The sequence below is a fragment of the Enterococcus gilvus ATCC BAA-350 genome, from assembly GCF_000407545.1.
GTDB lineage: Bacteria > Bacillota > Bacilli > Lactobacillales > Enterococcaceae > Enterococcus_A > Enterococcus_A gilvus.
The window spans coordinates 2206887-2229799 of sequence record NZ_ASWH01000001.1 but is presented as its reverse complement, the minus strand read 5'-3'; the positions used below and the strand labels follow the sequence as shown (position 1 = coordinate 2229799).

The window sequence follows — 22913 nt, the reverse complement described above, 5'->3', positions numbered from 1 at the left end:
CGTAAAGTATCAATTAAAACTGCGCAGCCAATGATTTGGCTTTTTCTTTTGCCGCATTCATGATCTCAGGTGCTTTTGATGGATCATAATCCGCACCTTCAATGTAAATGGAATCAAAATCAGTGATACCAATAAAATTCATCATTCCCTTAACGTATTGCGCTGAGAAATCTTGACCATTATATGTACCGCCACTTGATTGTATATGAACAGCTTTCTTATCAGTTATCAAACCGGTAGGACCTTCTGCAGTATACTTAAAGGTTTTACCTGCCACGTTGATCGTATCAAACCATGCTTTTAATCGTGTAGGAATGTTTAAATTCCACAAAGCGTTGGCGATAACGATTTTTTCACTAGCTAAAAATTGATCAGTAAATTCATTAAAGACACGAACTTTTTCTTGTTGAACATTACTTAATTCTGTAAAATCAGTTCCCTTTTGAAGCGATTTCCAAGCGGATAATAAGTCGCCGTCAATTTCTGGAATATCTGTATAATACAAATCTAACATGGTGAAAACATCTTCTGGATGACTAGCTTGATGTGCCTCGATGAAAGTTTCCAAAACACTTACAGTTTGAGAGTCTTCTGCGGACAACGGGTGAGCATTCACTACTAAAACATTTGCCAAAACTAACACTCCTTAAATTTAATTACAAACGAATCGTACACAATATATCGACAACAGACAATTTTTCTGCTCGAAACGTTCAATAAAGATTTATTTAGCTTGCTACATAACGACGATAGGCAGATGTTCCGCCGATCACGTTTGCGACTTGGAATCCTTTGTTTCGTAAAAATTGCGCCATCGTTTTTGAACGGCCTCCGAATTCGGTAAAGAGGTAATACGTTTTACCTTTATCAAGCTGGCTTAAACGATTGGGCAACTGAGTCAATGGAATACGAGTGACCTTTGAATTTTCAAGTAAATCAAAGGAATCTACAAAATCAGGATCTCTCAAATCTAAAACATCTAAGGGTTCCTTTTCAGCAAGGGCCATAAATTCTTTTGTTGTTACTGAGTTATACATCTTTCTTCGACAACCTTTTCTTTCTTAATATTGATTCCAACTTTAATCTATTTGTTGTCTGATTACAAGTGTTATTGCGGAGTTTTTACTCCTTTTTCAGGAAAAATGAAGAAATCAATCAAAATATTTTCATATCCAGAAATTGTTGATAAAAATTTGGGATTTATTCAAAAAAAAGAGGGATTTGAAAAGAATTGGACATTTTTGGTCAAATAACAAAAGAGTCGTCGATTCAAAACAGATATCGCTTGCGTGAATCAGAGTGCATCGTTAAAATAGGAATGACGGAGGGAAGAAAACAATGGGAAATTTTCAATTAGGGAAACTTAATTTAAAAACGATCGCTATTCGTGTACGAGATCGTGATGCCATGATCCATTTTTATCGAGATATTATTGGACTGCATCTATTGCGTGAAGAAAACGAATTGGCGATTCTTGGATACAAAGATCCAGCAAGTGAACTGTTATGGTTAGAAGAGAGTCCTCGGGCAAATGAACACCGTGGGGAAATTAAAAAAATGCAGCGCGTGTCACTCGTGGTACCAAATATCGAAGAATTGGCGAACGTCTACTATCGAGCAGAAAAAGAGGAATATCCGATTAAATCTGCTTTACAGGCGGATGAAGAAAAAGGGCTGCTGTTTGAAGACCCTGAAGGAAATGAAATTGAGATTTTCTATGCGCCAAGTAAGGAACGTTCGACATCAGAGCCCGTTCAACTAGATTTTGAAAAGCTGCTGAAAAAGGCAACGAAGCGTGAAAAAATTCATGAGGCGTATTTTGACAAAATCCATTTGAATGTCAGCGACCTGAACAAGCAGCAAGCTTTTTTAAAAAATATTCTAGGTCTGACTGTATACGATGAGAGCGAAGAAGAATTGCTGTTGAATCGTGGGGAATTTAACGTGGGACTGACAAATGCGACAGGCGGTACGATCGATCTGCCGACGGATAAAGTCCTTGGCCTTGATTTTCTGCAATTCAAAGTTTCAAAAGAGAACTTATTAGAACTTATCCATCATTTAACGGAAGAACAATTAGAATTTTTCATCGACAAAAAAGAGTCCTTGATCACGATCTATGATGCAGCCGGCATCGAGTGGTGGTTCGTATTAAAATAGATATACATAACCGCGAGTAATCGCGGTTTTTTTGTTGTCTTCGATCTCACTCAAACCAGGAATAGTCATTTCTTTTAATTCAACGTAGGGGTGCTGAATGTAGAAACACATTCAAAAGTGCGTGTGTTTTGTTTTATGCTATACTTTTTAGAGAATATTTAAAAGGAGGGTTGCCAATGTATCCTGAGACACGTCATTTAATAGAAGAAAAAAGGCAAGCGGGTGTTTTTCCTGGAGCTGTTTTTCAGTTTATCGAAAACGAGCTTGAGGAGTGTCACACACTCGGATTTGCACAGATTGAACCAACGGTGATTCCAATGCAGGAAGAGTTCCATTTTGATGTGGCTTCGCTGACAAAAGTCGTTTGTACGACCACGGTCATGCTTAGGCTGAAAGAAGCAGGCAAAATTTCTTGGGATCAGCCCCTTCATGAGCTGCTGTCAGAGTTTCAAAATGAGACGATCACATTGAGACACTTGCTCACCCATACATCAGACATCCAAACGTACATTCCAAACCGGGATCAGTTAACCGCTGAGGAACTGCGTGCGGCCTATCTGACGTTGCAGCCGGGAGACAATCTTGGAAAATCCGTGAAGTATACCGATGCAGGAACGATTTTGCTGGGGTTCTTGATCGAAGCCCTCTATCAAAAAAATGCGATCGAAGTGTTCAAGGAAGAAGTTCTACGCCCTTTGAATATGTCGGACAGCTTGTTTTTACCACAGCCGCCGTACAATACGATTGTCCCTACACAAAAATTGTCAGACGGGCGTATTTTGAAAGGATCGACTCACGACCCAAAGGCACGTGTTTTGGCAGAACATGCTGGAAACGCAGGGCTATTTACAAATCTGAAAGATTTAAGCAAATTTGCAAAAATGTATTTGAATCTTGGGCGTGTTAGCGATATGATTTATTTGCATGACAAGACAATCCAAGAACTGCTTCATGATCAGACGCCAACAGGAAACGGGGGGCGTTCCATCGGGTGGGACTTGAAACAGGGTTCGTTGGATCAGACGCCCTTGCTTTTTCATACCGGCTATACCGGAACCTTTCTATTATTGGACGTCACAAAACGATCCGCGTTTCTCTTTCTGTCAAATCGTGTTCATACAGAAGATCATCGCGCCAGCTATGTTGCCCATCGTGATGAGATAATCACCTGTTATTTAAATGAACGAACAAGAGTGTATCAAAAATAAAGCTATAAAAAGGAGCAACTATCATGGAACCACTATTTTTAAAACCAGTTTTTCAAGAAAAAATTTGGGGAGGGGACCAATTACATACGGTCTTTGGGTTTGATATCCCTAACGACAAAATCGGGGAAGACTGGGCGATCAGCGGACATCCGCACGGCGTTAGTGTCGTAGAAAATGGCCCCTATAAAGGATGGAAGGTCAGTGACCTTTGGAGCGAACACCGCGAATTGTTTGGCAACGCAGAAGGCGATGTCTTTCCGCTACTTACAAAAATTTTAGATGCTGAAGATGACTTATCTGTTCAAGTGCATCCTGATGATAGCTACGGGTTGAAGCACGAGGGTGAATTAGGAAAAACAGAATGCTGGTACATTATCAATGCGAAACCAGGTTCAGAAATCGTTTATGGTCATAATGCGAAAACCCGTGAAGAACTAGCGGAAATGATCAAAGAAGAACGTTGGGACGATCTTTTGCGCCGCGTACCAGTGAAACAAGGGGATTTCTTCTACGTACCAAGTGGAACGATCCACGCAATCGGAAAAGGCATCATGATTTTAGAAACACAGCAAAGTTCGGATACAACTTACCGTGTCTATGATTATGATCGTAAGGATGATCAAGGAAATACCCGTGAATTGCACATCCAGCAATCCATCGACGTAACGACAGTCCCTGCAATCAGTCCAGAATTGGAAATCACTGAAAGCAAAAAGGGACGCTCTTCTGTCATCACGTATTTAAAAACAGAGTTCTTCAATGTCTATGAATGGGATGTTGTTGGTGAGCTGTCACTTAAAAAAGAAGGCGACTACACGTTGGTCACAGTTATTGAAGGATATGGCAATCTGATCGCAGAGGGTCAAAGCTACGAAATGAAGCCTGGCACAAGCTGCATTTTACCAGCACAAATGACTGAGTGGAAAGTAGAAGGCGAAATGAAGATCATCGCATCTACGCCTGGAACAAAATAAATAAATCTGCAAAAAAAGACCATCCGCTTCATGAGCGGGTGGTCTTCTTTGACGTTATGGCAATTCCGGCAGTTCTACCTCTTCGCCATATTTATTTTTAAGCGCGGTATGAAGCAGACGCACCGCCAATGTTTTATTTCGAGCTAAGATGGGGCCATGGAAGTAAGAGCCATAAACATTTTTATAGATGACGCCTTCTCCTTGGTCTTCGCCGTTGTTGCCGTTGCCTTTAACAATCGTACCAAGAGGGCGTTCTCCTTCGCCTAAAAATGTTCGGCCATTGTGGTTTTCAAAGCCATAGTAGGTTTCCCCAAATTCTTCATTATGGATCTCAATGTCCCCGATGAAGCGATGATTATCTTGGCTTAGCGTGTAATGGTCCAACGCACCGATACCATCGATTTTTTCACCATTTGCACCGATATAGTAATGGCCTAACAATTGGTAGCCGCCACAAATAGATAGAATGACACCATCGTTTTCGATATATTTAGTCAAGTCTTCCTTTTTATCTTGGATATCTTTTGAGACGATCACTTGCTCATAATCCTGTCCGCCGCCAATAAAAACGAAATCGTATTTATCGGGATCAAACGCTTGGTAAATACTGACGATCTCTGAATGGATCTCAATACCCATCTGTTTAGCATAGTAGTTCAGCGTCAAGAGATTGCCGTTATCCCCATAAGTGTTTAACAAATTTCCGTATAAATGTGCTAAGTTCAATTCGTAGTTAGCCACGATCCATACCTCCATCAATGTAGCCTCTTTGAGCTAATTCTTTCCGTAACTGTAAAACGGCTGTGTAAGTCGCAAGGATATACACATGCTCCGTCGGCAATAGTTTGATCTTTTCAATGACATCCGTCAAGCTATCTGTCTCGGTTAGCTTCTCATCAGAAATCCCTGCAACACGTAAGCGCAGCGCCATATCTTCGTGACGGTCGCCGCCAGCGATGACTGCCGGAATGTCCATTTCAGCAAAAGCCTCGTGGTTGCCGTCCCAGATCCAACTAATGTCGATACCATCTGCATAGTTTGCATTCAATAATGAAACTAGGGAGAAGGGGTAGGGTGCTAGTCCGATCATGTCGATGACTTGGTTCAAGCCGACCGGATTCTTCACTAAGACCAAGGTGCATTTTTTTCCCTCGATCTCAAATTCTTCTTGCCGTCCGAAGACCTTTTCATCATAGCCTAAGCCGCGTTTGATTTTCTCTTTGGAGACGCCATAATATTCTGCTACAGCGGTCGCTGCGAGAGCATTGTACACATTGTACATGCCACCAACTTCAATCTTGTACTCCTGACCGTCGATCACAAACTCTGACGATTGGTTGTCCATTGCCTTCATCTTAGTTAATTTGTAATCCAATGCTGGACGGTGGAAGCCGCAGTTTGGACAGTAGTATTTTCCAAGGTTGGCATAAGTGATCATTTTATATTTCAAGATGTGCTGACATTTTGGACAAAGGAGTCCGTCCGTATTGTAGTGAGCTTCCTGATCTTCATCGGGTAAGTGATCGAAGCCGTAATATTTTCTTGGATTCACCGTTTCCAATGAATTGAAGATAGGCGAATCCCCATTGCATAAAATAGGTGCACTCGGTGATTTTGCAGCACCGTCTACAATAAGTTTATAGGTAGTATAAATTTCGCCGTAGCGGTCCATTTGATCGCGGAAGATATTTGTAAATAAGAATAGTTCAGGTTTGATGTATTCCGTAACCTTGCTCAAGCTGGCTTCATCAATTTCTAGAACGGCGATTTTCTTGTCGCCTTTTTTTCCTTTGGCATTTAAAAAGGTCGATACAATTCCTTGAACCATGTTGGCCCCCGTTGGATTCGTCAGCACATAATCAAACTCTTGCTTCAGAATGTTAACGGTCAATGCCGTCGTCAACGTTTTCCCATTCGTTCCAGTGACTACGACCACCTTGTAATCCTTCACCAATGTATCTAAAATTTTTGGATCCATCTTTAAAGCCAATTGACCAGGATAACTTGATCCACCTTTAAAGAACGTTTTTAATACCCATTGGGCGGTCTTGCCGGCTGAAATCGCCAGATGACTTCGTAACCCCATTACACATCCTCCATGTCTGTAACAAATTTAATTCATCTTATCATATTTGAAAAAAAAGTTTAAACAGCTTTCCTTTTTCTTAATTTTTACCTATCAACTATTCATTATAAGCAACTGACGACCGCTTGTCTTTTATAAAAAGGAATCAAGCAGGCAGGACGGCTACTCATAAAAAAAGGCAGGAACGATTTTTGTTCCTAGCCAATAATAATCTTTTCTTCTGGAAATTCATAGCCTAAGTCTTGCGTTTCTTTTGGTACAAAAAGCATCAAGGTATAAAGCATACCTACACGACCGATGAACATCAAAATAGCGATCATGATTTTTCCGGTGCTTGAGAGGTCGTCGGTGATGCCTAAGGACAAACCAGTTGTTCCAAAAGCAGAAGTCACTTCCACAATGATCGAGATCAGCGAGTGATCCTCTGTCGCAGTCAAAAATAAAATACTGAATAAGCACATGCCCGCTGAAAGCATAAAGACAACGACCGATTTTCGGACGTCTTCTTGCGCGATTTTACGACCAAAAATATTGATGTCGTTCTCGTTTTTTAAGAAGGAATAGAGATACAATCCAATGATCGCGATCGTCGTCGTCCGTATCCCGCCCCCAACAGAACTGGGCGAACAGCCGATAAACATCAAAAGTGAGAAGATGATCAGCGTAGTATTTTGAAAAATCGTGAGATCATGAATCTGCAAACCCGCATTTCGTGTAGTCATTGAATAAAAGGACGAATTTAGCCATTGATCGAATAGGTTCATACTTGCAAAACTGTGGTCCTTTTCTAATAACCAAATCGCGATCGTCCCGCCAATAAATAGGACAAAAAAAGCTAATAAGGCGATTTTTGAGAAAAGGCTGAAGCGAAACGGCAGTCGAGATTTGGATTTTTTATGATAAATCCAGCCATGAAAATCCATCAGTACAGGAAACCCGATGCCTCCGATAAAAATCAACACCATGATAGTCACGATGAAAAAGACATCGTGTGAAAAAGGAATGATCGAATCTCCAGTGACATCAAAACCAGAGTTGGTTACTGCTGAGATGGCCTGATAGAAACCGAAAAAGATAGCCTTGGAGAACGTACGATAGTACCCCGCCAAGTAAAAATAAATGGAAAAAATTGTTCCAAAAAGAACTTCGATCACGAGCAGCATCGTAAACGTGACACGGATCAAATTTACGATCCCACTGAGGCGGGGTTGATTCATGTCGGTCATAATCAATTGGCGCTGCTTCAAGGTGATGCGTCGTTTAGAAACGATAAAAAAGAAGGTCGTGATCATCATGATCCCTAAACCACCGATATGAAAAAGCACCTCCAACATCAGCACGCCGTTGTCGTTGAATACGGAATTTATATTGAATGTCGTTAGACCAGTTACCGAAATCGTTGAGATCGCCATGAAGACCATGTCGAGAAACGGCACATGCGAGCCAGGTTCACGAAAAATCGGCAAATAAAATAAGACCAAAGAAAGAATCGTCATAGCTAAATAATAGAAGACGATGATTTGGATGGAAGAAAACCGATTATTGATTTTTTGCCAGTTTTTTTTGAGAAAATTTACGCGTCGATCGAAACTCATAACTACTCCTTCACTCGTCTAGTTTAAATTTTTAATCGTAGAGATAGTATAGCATGCTTCCAATAAAAAAACTCCCGCCGATTCGGCAGGAGTAAGGAAGCGTATTAAGCATCTTGAGCAGTTGCGGCAATGTCGATTTCTCGAATAGTAACTTCTTGCGGCATGTCGTAAATAAATTTGACGCTTTCGGCCACATGGACAGGATTCAAAGTAATACCGCCCATGCTGTCTTTCCACGCTTCATAGTCTGTCAATGCACCTTGATCCGTTACGTGTGTTAATAATTCCGTTTCAGCAGCACCAGGGGCAACTAAAGACACGCGGACATTTGAACCAGAAAGTTCTTCACGGATTGTTTCACTCAGTCCATGAACACCAAATTTAGATGCTACATATGCGGCGTGGTTGGTAAATGTTTTCTTGCCAGCAAGGGAAGACATGTTGATGACGGTCCCGTGTTTACGTTCCTTCATTCCTGGAAGAACGATCTGCATGCCATTCAATACCCCCATAACATTCGTATTCATCATCGTTTGCCATTCAGCTGGGTCTTGGGTCAAGACATTGCCTAGCAGCATGACTCCGGCATTGTTGACTAATAAGTCTGTTGGACCGTAAACTTCTTCGGCTTTTTTGATACTGGCAGCAAAGGCTTTGTAGTCTGTCACGTCGACCTTTTCGATCATGACATTCTCAAAGTTTAATGGCAATGCCTCGATTTTTTCTACGCGACGTCCTAACAAAAGCAACGGGTGACCTGCTTGATTAAAAAGTTTAGCGATTTCTGCACCAAAGCCTGAGCTTGCTCCTGTAATTACGATTAATGGTTTTTCCATTTAAATTGCCTTCTTTCAAATTTATGATACACTTACTCTACTACCTGGAGTTAACTCCAAGTCAAGAAGGAAGTATGAAAAAATGAAAAAATTTTTGATCGGTGACATTACGCAGATGTATGGCATCTCCCAAGATACATTGAGATATTATGACAAGGCGGGCTTGCTGCCTTTTGTGAAGAAGAATCAAGCTGGTCGAAGAGAATTTACAGAAGATGATCTCGGCTACATCGAGGTGATTGATTGTCTGAAACGTTCCGGCATCCCTGTCAAAGAAATTGCAAAATTTATGGACTGGTGCGTCGAAGGGGATCCAACATTGCCTCAACGCTATACTTTCATGATCGAGCAGGAGGAAGCTCTGGAGAAAAAAATCTCTGATTTGCAGGCACAACTTGATTTTCTACGCTGGAAAAAATGGTATTACCAGACAGCGAATGAAGCAGGAACAGAAAAAATCTTCTTTAAAGAAGGCACGCGTCAAGTCGATGATAAGTGGCATCAAAAATATTTGGAATCATCAAAAAAACCTGAATCTGTTTGAGATTCAGGTTTTCTCATTATTAGGTTAAATCAATACACCGATTGCCAAGAAGGCGAGGATCAACAAAATAATGATAACAAGTAATTTGGTGACAAATTTGATCCATTTATCAAATCCAACATTTACTACAGAGAGGGAAACCAAGATTAATCCAGTCGGTGCAATTAATCCAATCAGGCCTTGCCCCCAGTTGTAGGCATTGACGATCAATGCACGATCGATCCCTACGACATCCGCCAAAGGGGCCATGATCGGCATGGACAATACTGCTAAGCCGGAAGAGGATTGAATGAAAAATCCTAAGATGACATAAACAAAGAACATAAACCAAATGAAAATAACGTTGTTCATACCGCTGATAGCATTGCTAAAGAAGTTCATAATAGTGTCGCTGATAAAACTGTTTTCCATAACGATCCCAACAGATCTTGCCAACCCGACAATCAATGCAACGCCCAGAAGATCCGCAGCGCCGCTGACAAAGCTGTTGACAAACTTTTTCTCTCCTAAGCCGGAAACAAAAGCTAAGATATAGGTTACCGCCAAGAAGACGACCGCAATCTCCGTAAAGTACCAGCCCAATTGTTGAACGCCGTAGATCATAACAACGAATCCTAAAGCAAAAACAATCAAAGAGAACTTTTGACGTTTCGTAAAGTCTGTATTTTTGTCTCGTTCTTGATTGCCTAAGAAGCGTGCGCGATCACTTTCTGCTTGGTCAGCCACAAGAGAAGCGGCAGGATTCAACCGAACTTTTTCAGCATAGCGAATCGTGTAAAGAATCGAGATCCCGACCGCCGTGACCCACATCAAGAGCCGTAACGGCATTCCATCAGTAAAGCTTATCCCGGCTGCGTTGGATGCAATAACGGTTGAAAAAGGATTGATCGTGGAGCTCATCGTTCCGATAGCGGTCCCCAGATAAATTGAGGCGACTGCTGTCAATGTATCGTAACCAGCTAGTAAGAAAATCGGAATCAAAATAGGGTAAAAGGCGATGGTTTCTTCAGCCAATCCAAAGGTTGTACCACCAATCGCGATCAAGGTCGTCACGATGACGATCAGCCACTTTTGTTTGCCTTTTAGTTTTTCTGATAAGCGCATCATTCCCGCATCCATCGCACCAGTCGCGTTTACGATGCCGATAACGCCACCTAAGATCAAAATAAAGATCATGATGTCGACACTTTCAGTGATTCCTTGAATCTGAGCTCTCAAAAATTGTGTGATCGTACCTGTTACGCCACGTGCAGGTTTTTTGATTTGCTCATAAGAATTAGGAATCGCGGCAGGACGATAAATGGTACCATCGCGAAACTTGCTAACATTGATTCGGATGTCGTATTTGTCGAGTGTCTTTTGCGTCGCCGGTTCCATGGTTGTCTTGTCGTGTGCGTCTGTGATGGCAAATTGGTCTTTTCCACTGTCATAACTTAACGTACTGTACTTGCCTGAAGGGATAAAAAAGGTTAATGCTTGGACCATGATTAATACAATGATAATGACTGTGTAGGCAGAAGGGAAACTACGTCGCTTCTTTTCACCTGTTTGTTCCATGAGAAAGCCCCCTAAATAAAATATAAAAAATAAATACCAATAAAAGTATAGCATTCACTTCCTATATCACTAAAAGATAAGCTATGTCCAAAGGAAAAATAATCAAGGAGGGTGTTGTTTCTGAACGGATTTGAAAATTATTACTGTAAATAATCCGCCTTTTCCGCTATAATACGATAGGAACAAAAGGGAAAGGTGACAAAGAAATGGCCCAGCTTTTTTTTAAATACGGTGCGATGAACAGCGGAAAGACAATCGAGATTTTGAAAGTCGCCCATAATTATGAAGAACAAAATAAACCGGTGGTGTTAATGACTAGCGGTCTAGACACACGAGAAGGTGTTGGAAACATCTCCAGTCGGATCGGGTTGAGCCGTCCTGCGGTACCGATTTTTTCTGAGACCAATATTTTTGATTTTATCAAAAGTCTGGATTACAAACCTTATTGTATACTGATTGATGAATCACAATTTCTATCAAAAGAACATGTCGTACAATTGGCACAAGTCGTCGATGAATTAGACATTCCAGTGATGGCGTTCGGATTGAAAAATGATTTCCGAAATGAAATGTTTGAAGGGTCAAAGTATCTACTGCTTTACGCGGATAAATTAGAGGAATTGAAGACGATTTGTTGGTTCTGTCATAAAAAAGCGACGATGAACCTGCATTATATCGATGGACGCCCTGTCTATGAAGGGGATCAAGTCCAGATTGGCGGCAATGAAGCGTACTATCCCGTTTGCCGTAAACATTATTTACATCCAGAAATTGAACATTCTGCTGAGTAACTTTTGAGTCACTTTGTCGAATACTAACGATAAAATAAATCTATTTATTAAGAAACAGGAGGAATTTAATCCATGTACGATCAACTGCAAGCCATTGAGGATCGTTATGAAGAGCTTGGCGAATTACTGAGTGACCCGGAAGTTATCAGTGATACCCAGCGTTTCATGCAACTGTCAAAAGAAGAAGCCAACACTCGCGATACAGTCGCGACGTACCGCCGTTACAAAAAAGTAGTGGAAGGTATCAGTGATGCGGAAGAATTATTAGGCGAAAATTTAGATGCAGAAATGGCTGAGATGGCCAAAGAAGAATTGTCTGATCTAAAGAATGAAAAAGAAGAATTAGAGGATGAAATCAAGATCCTTCTTTTACCAAAAGACCCGAACGACGATAAAAATATTATTATGGAGATTCGTGGAGCTGCTGGTGGTGACGAAGCGGCGTTGTTTGCGGGGGATCTATTTAATATGTATCAAAAATATGCCGAAAGCCAAGGCTGGAAGACGGAAGTCATGGAAGCTAACGTTACAGGGATCGGCGGATACAAAGAAGTGATCATGATGATCACTGGAGACAGCGTCTTCTCAAAATTAAAATACGAAAGCGGCGCACATCGTGTACAACGTGTACCTTCTACAGAGTCGCAAGGACGTATTCACACGTCGACGGCTACAGTGGTAGTCATGCCTGAAGCAGAAGAAGTAGAGATCGACATTGCGGATAAAGATATCCGAACAGATATCTATCATGCATCTGGTGCCGGTGGACAGCACGTCAATAAAACAGCTTCTGCTGTTCGTTTGACACACATTCCTACTGGGATCGTTGTTGCGATGCAGGATGAGCGCTCGCAAATCAAGAACCGTGAAAAAGCTATGAAAATCTTGCGCGCACGGGTCTATGACAAGATTTCTCAAGAAGCACAAAGCGAATATGATGCGAGCCGTAAATCTGCGGTTGGTACCGGTGATCGTTCAGAACGTATTCGTACGTACAACTTCCCGCAAAATCGCGTAACCGATCATCGTATCGGCTTAACGATCCAAAAACTGGACCAAATCTTAGCTGGTAAAATGGATGAGATCATTGATGCTTTGATCATGTACGATCAAACCCAGAAACTGGAAGAGATGCAAAATGGTTAAAACGTATGTAGAAGTCCTGTCGGGGGCTTCTTCTTTTTTAGAAGCAGCGGGAAAAGAAGGGTACGCGATCGAATACCTCTTTCTTGCACGCAAAAATTGGGATAAGACACAGTGGCTGCTGCACATGCGAGAAGAAATTTCAGCAGAGGAAGAGTTGCTGATTGAAAAGGACATGGCGGACCTAATGAAGAATATCCCACCGCAATATCTACTGGGGTATGAATACTTCTTCGAGCATCGCTTTAAAGTAACAAAAGACACGTTGATCCCGCGTCCTGAAACGGAAGAACTGGTTGCTTTGTGCTTGTCTATGAATGATCAACAGGGAAAAAAGGTGGTTGATATCGGTACAGGCACCGGTGCCATTGCAGTCAGTTTGAAATTGAATCGTCCGAAATGGCAAGTAACAGCGGTCGATATTTCAAAAGAAGCCTTGACAGTCGCTGAGGAAAATGCGGAAAGCCTTCAAACAGAGATCGTCTTCAAACAAAGCGATGTTTTATCAGCTATTACTGAGAAGCAAGATATCATCATCAGTAATCCTCCATATATCAGTGAAGAGGAATGGGATCTGATGGATGAAAGTGTCCGTACGTACGAACCTAAAACGGCCCTCTTTGCGGAAAATAAAGGGTTGGCGATCTATCAAAAAATTGCTTTAGAGAGTCGCTCACTTTTGACCCCTGAAGGCATGATTTTCTTAGAAATCGGCTTTCAGCAAGGCCATGCTGTACAAGATATTTTTCAACAAGCATTCCCTGATAAAGCCGTGACGATTCATCAAGACATGTCCAAAAATGATCGAATGATCGTTGTCAGTTAAAAAAATTATTTTTAGCGAGGAAATTAATAAAAGAACACTGTTCTACCAATAATTAATAGTAGTAAAAGTTATCAACATGGTTATACACACTTGACAATTCGGTTTTCCACAAGTCGGGGATAAATCGGACGAAAAAGTTTTTAAAATAGGAAATTCAAAAAAAGGAGCTGTGGAGAAGCTGTGGAAACAAAAATTTTTCAATTAGATCAAATAAGCGAAGCGGCAGAATTATTACGTCAAGGAGAATTGGTGGCCTTTCCAACGGAAACGGTCTATGGACTAGGAGCTAACGCGCTTTTGCAAGAGTCTGTGAAACAGGTTTTCGCCGTCAAAGGACGACCGAGTGATAACCCGCTGATCGTTCATGTTGCGGACTTTTCTATGACAAAAGAATTTGTGGAAAGCTATCACCCTCTTACTGAAAAAATCATAAAAAATTTTTGGCCAGGCCCATTAACAGTGATCTTTTCTATTAAAAAGGAGCGATTAAGTCCCGTTGTAACGGGTGGCTTATCCACAGCAGCTTTTAGAATGCCAGATAATAAAAAAACATTATCTTTAATTGAAAAAACAGGTGCCCCTTTAGTTGGACCTAGTGCGAATACTTCCGGTAAGCCAAGCCCAACAACAGCTATGCACGTGTACCATGATCTGAAGGGGAAAATTGCTGGGATCTTAGACGATGGCGCAACACAGATTGGTGTAGAGTCGACAGTTTTAGATTTGAGTGGCGAGGTCCCAACGATTTTACGTCCAGGGGCTGTAACGAAAGAAACGCTTGAAGAAGTTCTAGAAATTGAGGTGCCGTTGGATAAGCATTTAGTCAAAGAGAGCGAAACACCAAAAGCACCTGGAATGAAATACAAACACTATTCACCGGATACACAAGTCTTGATGATCCAACCCGGAGACTGGGAAAAAGCTCTTTATTGGGCGGATAAGCAGGGGAAAAAGGTCGGGCTGCTTGCAACACCGAAAATCGCCGACAGCTATTTATCAGCGGATCGGTTCGTCTACACGGACAATACGATCGAAGCTGCAACACGCGGATTGTTTAGCGGGCTGCGTGCACTGGATGAGGGAAAAAAAGCGGATGTTATATTTGCAGAGGTCTTTCCTGAGGACCATCTAGGTCTGGCGTACATGAATCGATTGAAGAAAGCAGCGGCACAAAATTATTTTATAGAAAAGTAGACAAAAGATTCGATTATCCGCTGAATCTTTCGTATACTTAAAGCAGAAAATTGAAAGGTGGCGTTGGGATGGACTATAAAACACTAGATCCCGAACTATGGGGAGCAATTGAACAAGAAGCGGAGCGTCAAGAACAAAATATCGAGCTGATCGCTTCAGAAAATATCGTGTCAGAAGCAGTACGTTTGGCACAAGGAAGCGTCTTAACGAACAAATATGCGGAAGGGTATCCTGGACGTCGGTATTATGGCGGCTGTGAATTCGTTGATATCGTTGAAAATCTAGCGATCGATCGTGCGAAAGAATTATTCGATGCGAAATTCGCAAACGTGCAGGCACACTCTGGCTCACAAGCCAATCAAGCGGCATATTTCTCGTTGATCCAGCCTGGCGATACCGTTTTAGGGATGGATCTTTCAGCTGGAGGACATTTGACTCATGGTTCTCCTGTGAATGTCAGCGGAAAGTTGTATCATTTTGTCAGCTATGGCGTAGATCCTCATACAGAGACGATCGACTATGAAGTCGTTCGTATTTTAGCGCGGAAACATCAGCCTAAATTAATTGTAGCAGGCGCCAGCGCATACAGTCGGACGATTGACTTTGCCCGCTTCCGTGAAATCGCGGATGAAGTCGGTGCAAAATTAATGGTGGACATGGCACATATTGCGGGTCTAGTAGCAACAGGTCTACATCCTAATCCTGTCCCTTATGCAGATGTAGTTACATCAACAACACATAAAACATTACGTGGTCCTCGTGGTGGACTGATCCTGACCAACGACGCGGACTTAGCGAAGAAAATCAATAGTGCGGTTTTCCCAGGCTTGCAAGGCGGACCATTGGAACACGTGATTGCGGCAAAAGCTGTAGCCTTCAAGGAAGCTTTAGCACCTGAGTTTAAAGGATACAGTGAACAAGTCTTGCAGAATGCACAAGCGATGGTCAAAGTGTTCAATCAAGCTACAGAAACACGGGTCATTTCTGGAGCCAGCGACAATCATCTATTGTTGATCGAAGTGACTGGCTTCGATATTACTGGACGTGAAGCGGAAGAGTTATTGGACACTGTGCATATCACTGTAAATAAAAACTCGATTCCATTTGAATCAAAGAGCTTTAAAGAAACGAGTGGGATTCGCATTGGAACACCCGCGATCACAAGTCGTGGATTCAAAGAGGACGACGCGAAGAAAGTGGCTGAGTTGATCGTAGAAACATTGCGCTCAAAAGGCGATGAAGAAAAATTGGCCGAGTTTCGCAAAGAAGTATTAGAATTAACAGATTCTCATCCAATTCAAGCAGATTAAGACTAGTTTTCTGATGGCAGTTATCTTATAATAGGAGAAATGCAGAATATAAAGGAGCAATTTATTATGGGAAAATTTCAAGTAATTGATCATCCACTGATCCAACACAAATTAACGATCATTCGTGATAAAAATTGTGGAACAAAAGTTTTCCGTGAAGTGGTCAATGAAATCGCAATGTTGATGGCTTATGAAGTCTCTCGCGACATGCCTTTAGAAGATATTGAAATTGAGACACCAATCACGTTATCTACACAAAAAACCTTGTCTGGTAAGAAAGTGGCAATCGTGCCGATCTTACGTGCAGGTATCGGCATGGTAGATGGTATTTTAGAATTGATCCCAGCTGCAAAAGTTGGACATATCGGCATGTTCCGTGACGAAGAAACATTAGAACCACACGAATATTTCTTCAAAATGCCTGAAGACATCGACAGCCGTCAATTATTCATCGTTGACCCAATGCTGGCTACAGGCGGCTCTGCGATCATGTCTATCGATTCATTGAAAAAACGCGGCGCTTCAAATATGAAATTTGTTTGTTTAGTAGCTGCTCCAGAGGGTGTTAAAGCGTTACAAGAAGCACATCCAGATGTTGACATCTATACAGCCGCATTAGACGAACAGTTGAACGAACAAGGCTACATCGTTCCAGGTCTAGGCGATGCTGGCGACCGGTTATTCGGTACAAAATAATAAAAAAAGAAGCGAACCGCTCGAGCGGTTCGCTTTTTGCTTGAAAAACCTAAATTTTTTCCATTTGTTTATAATTGACAACGACGACACCATTCGATTGATTGATTAGTTCCTCATTGCCTTTTTTCTCATCAATCTCAACGACTGCTGCGTTTTTCAATTGTTTAGTGACGATCCCAGTCTGAGACCGACCGCGAATAGTGAACAGGACGTGTGTCTTTACAGGGAATTTTTTCCCCTCTTCGGAAGGATCAACGTGTGCCTCTATTTTGCCAAATGTAGCCATCTGATTCGAACGCCTCCTTTTTCATACTAGGGTGTTCATTGGATCGAACATCCTGTAATGAGCATCTTGAATGATTGTCTAGCGTTCCCGCAGTGTCTAGTTTGATGTTTGATCATCACTGGGGAGTAGAACGACCATCCGTTGTAACACACTTAATTTTAGCATATTTTCAACTTTTTTTCATGTAATCGCTTTTTGAGAAGAATCTTACTTTACTTTTTGGCAGAAGTTTCTTATAATTTCTCTTGTACGAATCGCCAGCTTAGCTCAGTTGGTAGAGCAACGCACTCGTAACGCGTAGGTCGTAGGTTCGAATCCTATAGCTGGCACTACGATGAAAGCCGTCATATCAAGGACTATCCTTCGATGATGACGGCTTTTTCCTATAGTGTGAATGTACTTGTAAGTAAAATATTATTTGAATAAGCATCTATAGAATAGATAGTCCTACTGTTGAGGGAGAAGAATGAAAAAAATCTATGTGTTCCATCTAAGTATTGCCGTGTATATTTTGTTCATGCACTTTACACAAGAAACATTTTCTTTTATGGGCTTGAATGTTTTTCTCGCATGGCTGCCGATCCTTTTTGCGCAGTTCTTTTTAACAATGAAAAACAAGTGGCGCAGTCTTTTTTTACCCTTATGGTTATTGTTTTTTCCGAATGTTCCTTACTTACTGACGGATTTGTTTCACTTTGCCGGACTGGGCATCTATCAGTCGGGTGGACACTTTTTAAATGATACTAGTGGTTGGTGGGCGTATCTTTTATTATTGCTGCCTGCGTTAGTGATGGTTTTTACTGGTATGGCTCAGGTGTTCCACTTATTTGCTGCATTGAAGCTGCAAATGAAACAAAAAATAGGTTGTCTGGTTCTGCTGTCCTTTTTATCTAGTATCGCGGTATATATTGGGCGTTTTGAGCGTGTGCACTCGATCGAATTAGTCATGCATCCAATCACTGTTTTGAAATTATTGGTTGGAAATTGGGATTCTGGAAAATGCCAATTTGTCTTGATGTTCAGTATTTTACAGTTGGGTGTGTGGGGATTGATCTATTTTCTCCAGAGGGACGCACAAGAAGAATAAAGATTTTACAAAGTCAGCGATGCCCGCTTTTCTTTGGGAAGAGAAGCGTCTATAATAAAGCGAGTATACTGGTGGAAAAGAGATGAACGATGGATAGATTAAGAAAGAATAATGATGACAGTCGGATTGATTACGGCGTCATTTTGCCTGTTTTTATATTATGTTTGATCGGGTTGCTTTCCTTATATGTAGCTTTGACTCATGATCCGAGAAATCCAAATGTTTTTCGCGGGCTTGCCATGCAATCTATTTGGTACGTGGTAGGGGCTCTAGCAATTGTTATTATTATACATTTTGATGCAAAGCTTTTATGGCGCTTGACGCCCTTTTTATATGTGATTGGATTGGCGGTCATGTTGGCACTGTTGAGATTTTATGATCCGACACTTGCGGCTTCGACAGGTTCAAAAAACTGGTTCAAGTTTGGTACGTTGACGTTTCAGCCTTCCGAATTAATGAAGATCGCATATATATTGATGCTGGCACTGATTATTACGAAACACAATGTATCGAACAAAATACATACTTTAAAAACAGATGCATTGTTGATCGTTAAAATGATTTTGGTGACGATCCCAGTCTTTGGCTTAGTATTGGCACAAAAGGATTTCGGTACGATGCTGGTCTTCCTTGCCATTTTTTCAGGTATGTTTTTAATGTCTGGTATCTCATGGTTGATTTTAGTGCCGACGCTTATTTTAGCCGTCGTTTTAGGCGGGACGTTGATCTTTTTTGTTACGACGGATTCAGGTCGTGAATTACTGACTCGTATTGGCTTTAAAAATTACCAATTTGCTCGGATCGATTCTTGGTTGGACCCTTTTCATGATCCGCAAGGAAAAAGTTTCCAACTGGCTCATGCATTAATGGCCATCGGTTCTGGTGGGATTTTCGGAACGGGGTACAATGTCAGCAACGTGTATGTGCCTGTGCGTGAATCTGATATGATCTTCACAGTGATCGGAGAGAATTTTGGTTTCATTGGCGGGGCTTTTGTGATTTTAGTGTATTTTGTTTTGATTTATCGTATGATTCGACTATGCTTTGACATGAATAATGAATTCTACGCGTATATTGCGTCAGGAATCGTTATGATGATGCTCTTCCATGTCTTTGAAAATATTGGTGCGAACATTGGTTTGCTGCCATTGACGGGTATCCCGCTTCCTTTTATCAGCCAAGGGGGATCATCTATCTTAGGGAATATGATCGGTATTGGGCTGATTTTATCGATGCGTTATCAAAGCGCGAACAAGCAACCTATGAGGAGGACACGCCGTGCTTAAATTTTATTGGTATCCAAAATGTTCTACCTGTCGTAAAGCGAAAGCTTGGCTAGATCAAGCCGGCGTCGCTTACGAAACGATCGATCTGGTGCAAGACACACCCTCAGCTGCCAGCTTTGAGAAATGGCTGTCCAGCAGCGAATTGCCTATCCGCAGATTCTTTAATACCAGCGGCATGAAATACCGTGAATTGGGGTTAAAGGATAAGATGGATGAGCTGTCGGTGGAAGAAGCCAGTGAATTACTAGCAAGTGACGGGATGCTGGTGAAGCGCCCATTACTGATCAACAAGGATCAATTTTTGTTGAATGGATTTAAAGAAGCAACTTACGAAAGGACGTTCTAAATAAATGACTTACTTGAAAAAAAATGATGGTTTATGGATCTTGCACAACGACAAAGATTATTGCATGGGTCTAACAGCTGAAATGGCAGAGACATTAGGTGACGTGACATTCATTTCACTGCCGAAAATCGGACAAGCTGTCAAAGCTGGTGAACCGTTAGTTGAGATTGAAGCAGAAAAGGCAGTACAAGAATTCAAAAGCCCATTGACGGGTGTAGTGTCTTCTATCAGTGAAAAAGTGAGCGCTGATCCTGCAGCTTTAAATGGCAAAGAAGAACTGGATGCTTGGATTCTTTCCTTACGGGAAGTTGAAGTCAGCGAGTTTGAAAACTTATAAAGAAATTTTTCATTTGATGTTTGACAGGATAAAATCTGCCTGATATAATCCTTTCATACACATGAGAAAGCGATGAAAAGAAAAGTACATCTGATTAAAGTACAAAGAGAGCTCCGGTATGCTGAAAAGGGGTTGCAGTAATGAGATGGAAAATGGTCTTTGAGCAGGATGGACGAAGCGTGTGCCAAGTCTATCACGGGAGTGCCCGTTACAGCACCTCAGTATACGCGTATAGCAAGTACTGGTAGAGGTTGTGATCGTAAGGTCAGAACAAATATTAGGTGGTAACACGGAAGTCAAAGCTTTCGTCCTAAGTGTACATTTGTACATTTTTAGGGCGGAAGCTTTTTTGTCTGTTCTGCTTTTCGCAGTTTGCTCAGTATGACGTGAAAAAAATTTTATTAACGACATTATGAGCAAGCTGTTTAGCAGAAAGATATGCGTACGAAAATAAGGCTTTTTCGAACTTTGAAAAAGCTACCGCTACTATGAGTTAGCTGCGAGTTCCACTTTTCGCAGTCTACATTGTTAGCCTCAACGTTATAAAAAATTGAGGCGATCAAAAGTGTCGAGCGCTTTAGTGGAATCGTATGCGTAGCGAGAATCAGATTCATTTTTCGTGGTTTTCGAAAAATGATTACTATTCATCCGAGATAGCTGTCAGTCCAACTTTTCGCAGTAACTCAAAATTGGACTAACAAAATGAAATCTTGAAGCTTTATAAGGATAAGCGTGCTTTAGTTGGATGATATGCGTAACGAGAATAGAATTATTTTTCCCGCATTTGGAAAAATGAATTCATTACAACGAGGTAGCTGTCAAACTGCTTCATCAAAATTGACGCAGATTAGTCCAATGACAAGCGAAATGAAAAATAGTTACATATCTGAACTAGCTGTAAGCTAATCAGTTATCGAGAAAGGAAGTAAGAATCATGGCGTTGATTGAGTTAAATCAAGTAGGAAAAAGTTTTGCCGGTAAAAAAGGACCGATCCACGCAGTCGATGGGATCAATTTAGCGATCGAAGAAAAGGATGTCTATGGTATTGTCGGTTATTCAGGTGCTGGAAAGAGCACATTGGTTCGATTATTAAATGGATTGGAAGCACCAACGGCGGGACAAGTTTTAGTCAATGGTGAGGATGTCGCAGCATTGCAGGGTTCAGCATTACGAACCTTTCGGAAAAAGGTTGGAATGATCTTTCAGCATTTCAATTTATTGTGGTCGCGGACAGTGATCGAAAATATCCAATTGCCGCTAGAATTGGCGGGTGTTTCAAAAGAGCAGCGTCGTAAAAAGGCGGAAGAGTTACTTAGCCTGGTCGGACTCGACGGCAGAGGAGATGCGTATCCCTCTCAATTATCCGGCGGACAAAAGCAGCGGGTCGGTATCGCCAGAGCCTTAGCAAATGATCCAGATATCCTGCTTTGTGACGAAGCAACCAGCGCACTAGACCCTCAGACGACAGAAGAGGTTCTAGAGCTATTAGCCAATATCAATAAGAAACTAGGGCTGACGATCGTGTTGATCACGCATGAAATGAACGTGATCCGTAAAATCTGCAACAAAGTAGCGGTGATGGAATTAGGAAAAATCGTAGAGGAAGGCTCGGTTCGCGAAGTTTTCCGCCACCCGCAACAGGACGTAACGAAAATTTTCGTTCAGCAGGATCTTGAGCCAAAAGCAGATCCATCGGAGTTATTAAAAGAATTTATCAAGGAAAATCCAACGGGTACTTTGGCAACATTGCATTTCTTAGAAAACAATGCCAATGAGCCTGTGGTGTCTCAAGCCATTCGTAAATTTCCAATTAACATCAGTATAGTTTATGGAAATATCGAACGTGCAACAGGAAGTTCTTTTGGAACACTGACGGTTCAATTTGCGGGTGACGCAGACAGTATCACAGAAGCTATCGCCTTTATTGAAAGTCAGCAAGTTGGAGTGGAGGTGCTGCATCGTGGATAAAAGTTTTTCAGAAACGTATTTAAATTTCCAACAGGTTTCTTGGGATACCTTAAAGGAAGCGATCAATGACACCTTGTTCATGACAGTTATATCCATGCTGATCGTATTTGTTCTAGGTCTGTTATTGGGCTTGCTGCTTTATTCCTTAGGGAGAAAGCGTTCTGCGGCTCGCAGTATTTTATATAGTTTGGTCTCGATTCTCAGCAATATTTTCCGGTCAACGCCTTTCATGATTTTGATGGTATTGATCATTCCATTTACGAAAGCGTTAGTGGGCACGATGCTGGGGGCAAAAGCAGCAATTCCGGCACTTGTATTATCCGCAGCACCGTTTTATGCGCGATTGGTCGAAATTGCGTTTCGTGAGGTTGATTCTGGTGTCTTAGAAGCAGCCGATGCAATGGGAGCCAGCTATTTTCAAACGATCTACAAAGTGCTGATCCCTGAAAGCTTGCCTGCATTGATCTCAGGTCTGACAGTGACATCTGTATCGATGATTGGTTTTACAGCGATGGCTGGGGCCATTGGTGCAGGAGGATTAGGTGCGCTGGCATGGCAAGAAGGGTATCAACGAGGCAATTACACCGTGACACTGGTAGCGACAGTGATCATTTTGATCATCGTCTTTATCGTTCAAGGAATCGGTGATTTCTTAACTAAACGGACGGACAAACGTTAACAC

At 41.6% G+C, this 22913-nt stretch carries 24 protein-coding genes, 1 tRNA gene and 1 other annotated feature; of the genes, 17 read left to right on the top strand and 8 right to left on the bottom strand.

The annotated features are described in order from the left end of the window. Positions 1 to 13: 13 nt before the first annotated feature. Together I592_RS10955 and I592_RS10950 are read right to left on the bottom strand one after the other, a co-directional pair. On the bottom strand, positions 14 to 634 hold the full coding sequence (locus I592_RS10955) for an NAD(P)H-dependent oxidoreductase (RefSeq protein ID WP_010780142.1): 621 nt from the start codon (positions 632 to 634) through the stop codon (positions 14 to 16). Positions 635 to 728: 94 nt separating this feature from the next. Beyond that, positions 729 to 1037 carry a rhodanese-like domain-containing protein gene (locus I592_RS10950; protein ID WP_010780143.1) on the bottom strand — a complete coding sequence of 103 codons (309 nt, stop codon included), beginning with the start codon at positions 1035 to 1037 and terminating at the stop codon, positions 729 to 731. A gap of 301 nt (positions 1038 to 1338) precedes the next feature. On the opposite strand from I592_RS10950, the gene I592_RS10945 reads away from it, so the two are divergent. The 3 genes from I592_RS10945 (at position 1339) to manA (ending at position 4342) form a co-directional block, all read left to right on the top strand. Beyond that, complete coding sequence (locus I592_RS10945; RefSeq protein ID WP_010780144.1) at positions 1339 to 2160, top strand: VOC family protein; 822 nt, start codon at positions 1339 to 1341, stop codon at positions 2158 to 2160. 176 nt (positions 2161 to 2336) lie between these two features. Continuing rightward, a complete protein-coding gene (locus I592_RS10940) occupies positions 2337 to 3368 on the top strand; it encodes a serine hydrolase domain-containing protein (RefSeq protein WP_010780145.1) in 1032 nt (343 codons plus the stop codon). Positions 3369 to 3391: 23 nt separating this feature from the next. Continuing rightward, positions 3392 to 4342 carry a mannose-6-phosphate isomerase, class I gene (gene manA / locus I592_RS10935; protein ID WP_010780146.1) on the top strand — a complete coding sequence of 317 codons (951 nt, stop codon included), beginning with the start codon at positions 3392 to 3394 and terminating at the stop codon, positions 4340 to 4342. Between the two features lie 54 nt (positions 4343 to 4396). Here manA and I592_RS10930 read toward each other — a convergent pair whose 3' ends face one another. The 4 genes from I592_RS10930 to I592_RS10915 form a co-directional block, all read right to left on the bottom strand. Further along, the gene (locus tag I592_RS10930; RefSeq protein WP_044926545.1) at positions 4397 to 5083 is read right to left on the bottom strand and encodes a type 1 glutamine amidotransferase; all 687 of its coding nucleotides are present in this window, start codon (positions 5081 to 5083) and stop codon (positions 4397 to 4399) included. Next, entirely contained in the window at positions 5076 to 6428 is a 1353-nt protein-coding gene (locus I592_RS10925) for a Mur ligase family protein (RefSeq protein ID WP_010780148.1), read from the bottom strand. The genes I592_RS10930 and I592_RS10925 overlap by 8 nt, the downstream gene beginning before the upstream one ends. Before the next feature lie 197 nt (positions 6429 to 6625). After that, a complete protein-coding gene (locus tag I592_RS10920) occupies positions 6626 to 8023 on the bottom strand; it encodes a TrkH family potassium uptake protein (protein ID WP_010780149.1) in 1398 nt (465 codons plus the stop codon). A 104-nt stretch (positions 8024 to 8127) separates the two neighbouring features. After that, entirely contained in the window at positions 8128 to 8859 is a 732-nt protein-coding gene (locus tag I592_RS10915; RefSeq protein WP_010780150.1) for an SDR family oxidoreductase, read from the bottom strand. An 82-nt stretch (positions 8860 to 8941) separates the two neighbouring features. On the opposite strand from I592_RS10915, the gene I592_RS10910 reads away from it, so the two are divergent. Next, a complete protein-coding gene (locus I592_RS10910; protein WP_010780151.1) occupies positions 8942 to 9403 on the top strand; it encodes a MerR family transcriptional regulator in 462 nt (153 codons plus the stop codon). Between the two features lie 24 nt (positions 9404 to 9427). Here I592_RS10910 and I592_RS10905 read toward each other — a convergent pair whose 3' ends face one another. After that, positions 9428 to 10960, bottom strand: coding sequence for a YfcC family protein (locus I592_RS10905; protein WP_010780152.1), 1533 nt, complete (start codon positions 10958 to 10960; stop codon positions 9428 to 9430). Between the two features lie 206 nt (positions 10961 to 11166). On the opposite strand from I592_RS10905, the gene I592_RS10900 reads away from it, so the two are divergent. From I592_RS10900 to upp, 6 genes are all read left to right on the top strand, one after another. Further along, positions 11167 to 11751 carry a thymidine kinase gene (locus tag I592_RS10900; protein ID WP_010780153.1) on the top strand — a complete coding sequence of 195 codons (585 nt, stop codon included), beginning with the start codon at positions 11167 to 11169 and terminating at the stop codon, positions 11749 to 11751. Positions 11752 to 11823: 72 nt separating this feature from the next. Further along, entirely contained in the window at positions 11824 to 12897 is a 1074-nt protein-coding gene (gene prfA / locus I592_RS10895; RefSeq protein WP_010780154.1) for a peptide chain release factor 1, read from the top strand. Continuing rightward, the gene (gene prmC / locus I592_RS10890) at positions 12890 to 13720 is read left to right on the top strand and encodes a peptide chain release factor N(5)-glutamine methyltransferase (RefSeq protein ID WP_010780155.1); all 831 of its coding nucleotides are present in this window, start codon (positions 12890 to 12892) and stop codon (positions 13718 to 13720) included. Before prfA ends, prmC begins: the two co-directional genes overlap by 8 nt. A 180-nt stretch (positions 13721 to 13900) precedes the next feature. Then, on the top strand, positions 13901 to 14914 hold the full coding sequence (locus I592_RS10885) for an L-threonylcarbamoyladenylate synthase (protein WP_010780156.1): 1014 nt from the start codon (positions 13901 to 13903) through the stop codon (positions 14912 to 14914). A gap of 68 nt (positions 14915 to 14982) precedes the next feature. Further along, complete coding sequence (gene glyA / locus I592_RS10880; RefSeq protein ID WP_010780157.1) at positions 14983 to 16224, top strand: serine hydroxymethyltransferase; 1242 nt, start codon at positions 14983 to 14985, stop codon at positions 16222 to 16224. Between the two features lie 66 nt (positions 16225 to 16290). Further along, positions 16291 to 16920, top strand: coding sequence for a uracil phosphoribosyltransferase (upp, locus tag I592_RS10875; RefSeq protein WP_010780158.1), 630 nt, complete (start codon positions 16291 to 16293; stop codon positions 16918 to 16920). Between the two features lie 49 nt (positions 16921 to 16969). On the opposite strand, the gene I592_RS10870 is transcribed toward upp, so the two are convergent. Next, positions 16970 to 17206 (bottom strand): hypothetical protein, encoded by a 237-nt coding sequence (locus I592_RS10870; protein WP_010780159.1) that lies wholly within the window; start codon positions 17204 to 17206, stop codon positions 16970 to 16972. Positions 17207 to 17462: 256 nt separating this feature from the next. On the opposite strand from I592_RS10870, the gene I592_RS10865 reads away from it, so the two are divergent. The 7 genes from I592_RS10865 (at position 17463) to I592_RS10835 (ending at position 22910) form a co-directional block, all read left to right on the top strand. After that, positions 17463 to 17535 (top strand) — tRNA-Thr (locus I592_RS10865). Positions 17536 to 17672: 137 nt separating this feature from the next. After that, a complete protein-coding gene (locus I592_RS10860; protein WP_010780160.1) occupies positions 17673 to 18293 on the top strand; it encodes a DUF1361 domain-containing protein in 621 nt (206 codons plus the stop codon). 89 nt (positions 18294 to 18382) lie between these two features. Continuing rightward, positions 18383 to 19579 carry an FtsW/RodA/SpoVE family cell cycle protein gene (locus I592_RS10855; protein ID WP_010780161.1) on the top strand — a complete coding sequence of 399 codons (1197 nt, stop codon included), beginning with the start codon at positions 18383 to 18385 and terminating at the stop codon, positions 19577 to 19579. Further along, positions 19572 to 19925 (top strand): arsenate reductase family protein, encoded by a 354-nt coding sequence (locus I592_RS10850; RefSeq protein WP_010780162.1) that lies wholly within the window; start codon positions 19572 to 19574, stop codon positions 19923 to 19925. Before I592_RS10855 ends, I592_RS10850 begins: the two co-directional genes overlap by 8 nt. A 4-nt stretch (positions 19926 to 19929) precedes the next feature. Next, complete coding sequence (locus I592_RS10845; protein WP_010780163.1) at positions 19930 to 20262, top strand: glycine cleavage system H family protein; 333 nt, start codon at positions 19930 to 19932, stop codon at positions 20260 to 20262. Between the two features lie 63 nt (positions 20263 to 20325). Next, positions 20326 to 20578 (top strand) — a binding site (T-box leader). Between the two features lie 618 nt (positions 20579 to 21196). Beyond that, positions 21197 to 22231, top strand: a complete 1035-nt coding sequence (locus I592_RS10840) for a methionine ABC transporter ATP-binding protein (RefSeq protein ID WP_010780164.1) — start codon at positions 21197 to 21199, stop codon at positions 22229 to 22231. Further along, positions 22224 to 22910 (top strand): methionine ABC transporter permease, encoded by a 687-nt coding sequence (locus I592_RS10835; RefSeq protein WP_010780165.1) that lies wholly within the window; start codon positions 22224 to 22226, stop codon positions 22908 to 22910. The genes I592_RS10840 and I592_RS10835 overlap by 8 nt, the downstream gene beginning before the upstream one ends. The last annotated feature ends 3 nt before the right edge of the window (positions 22911 to 22913 follow it).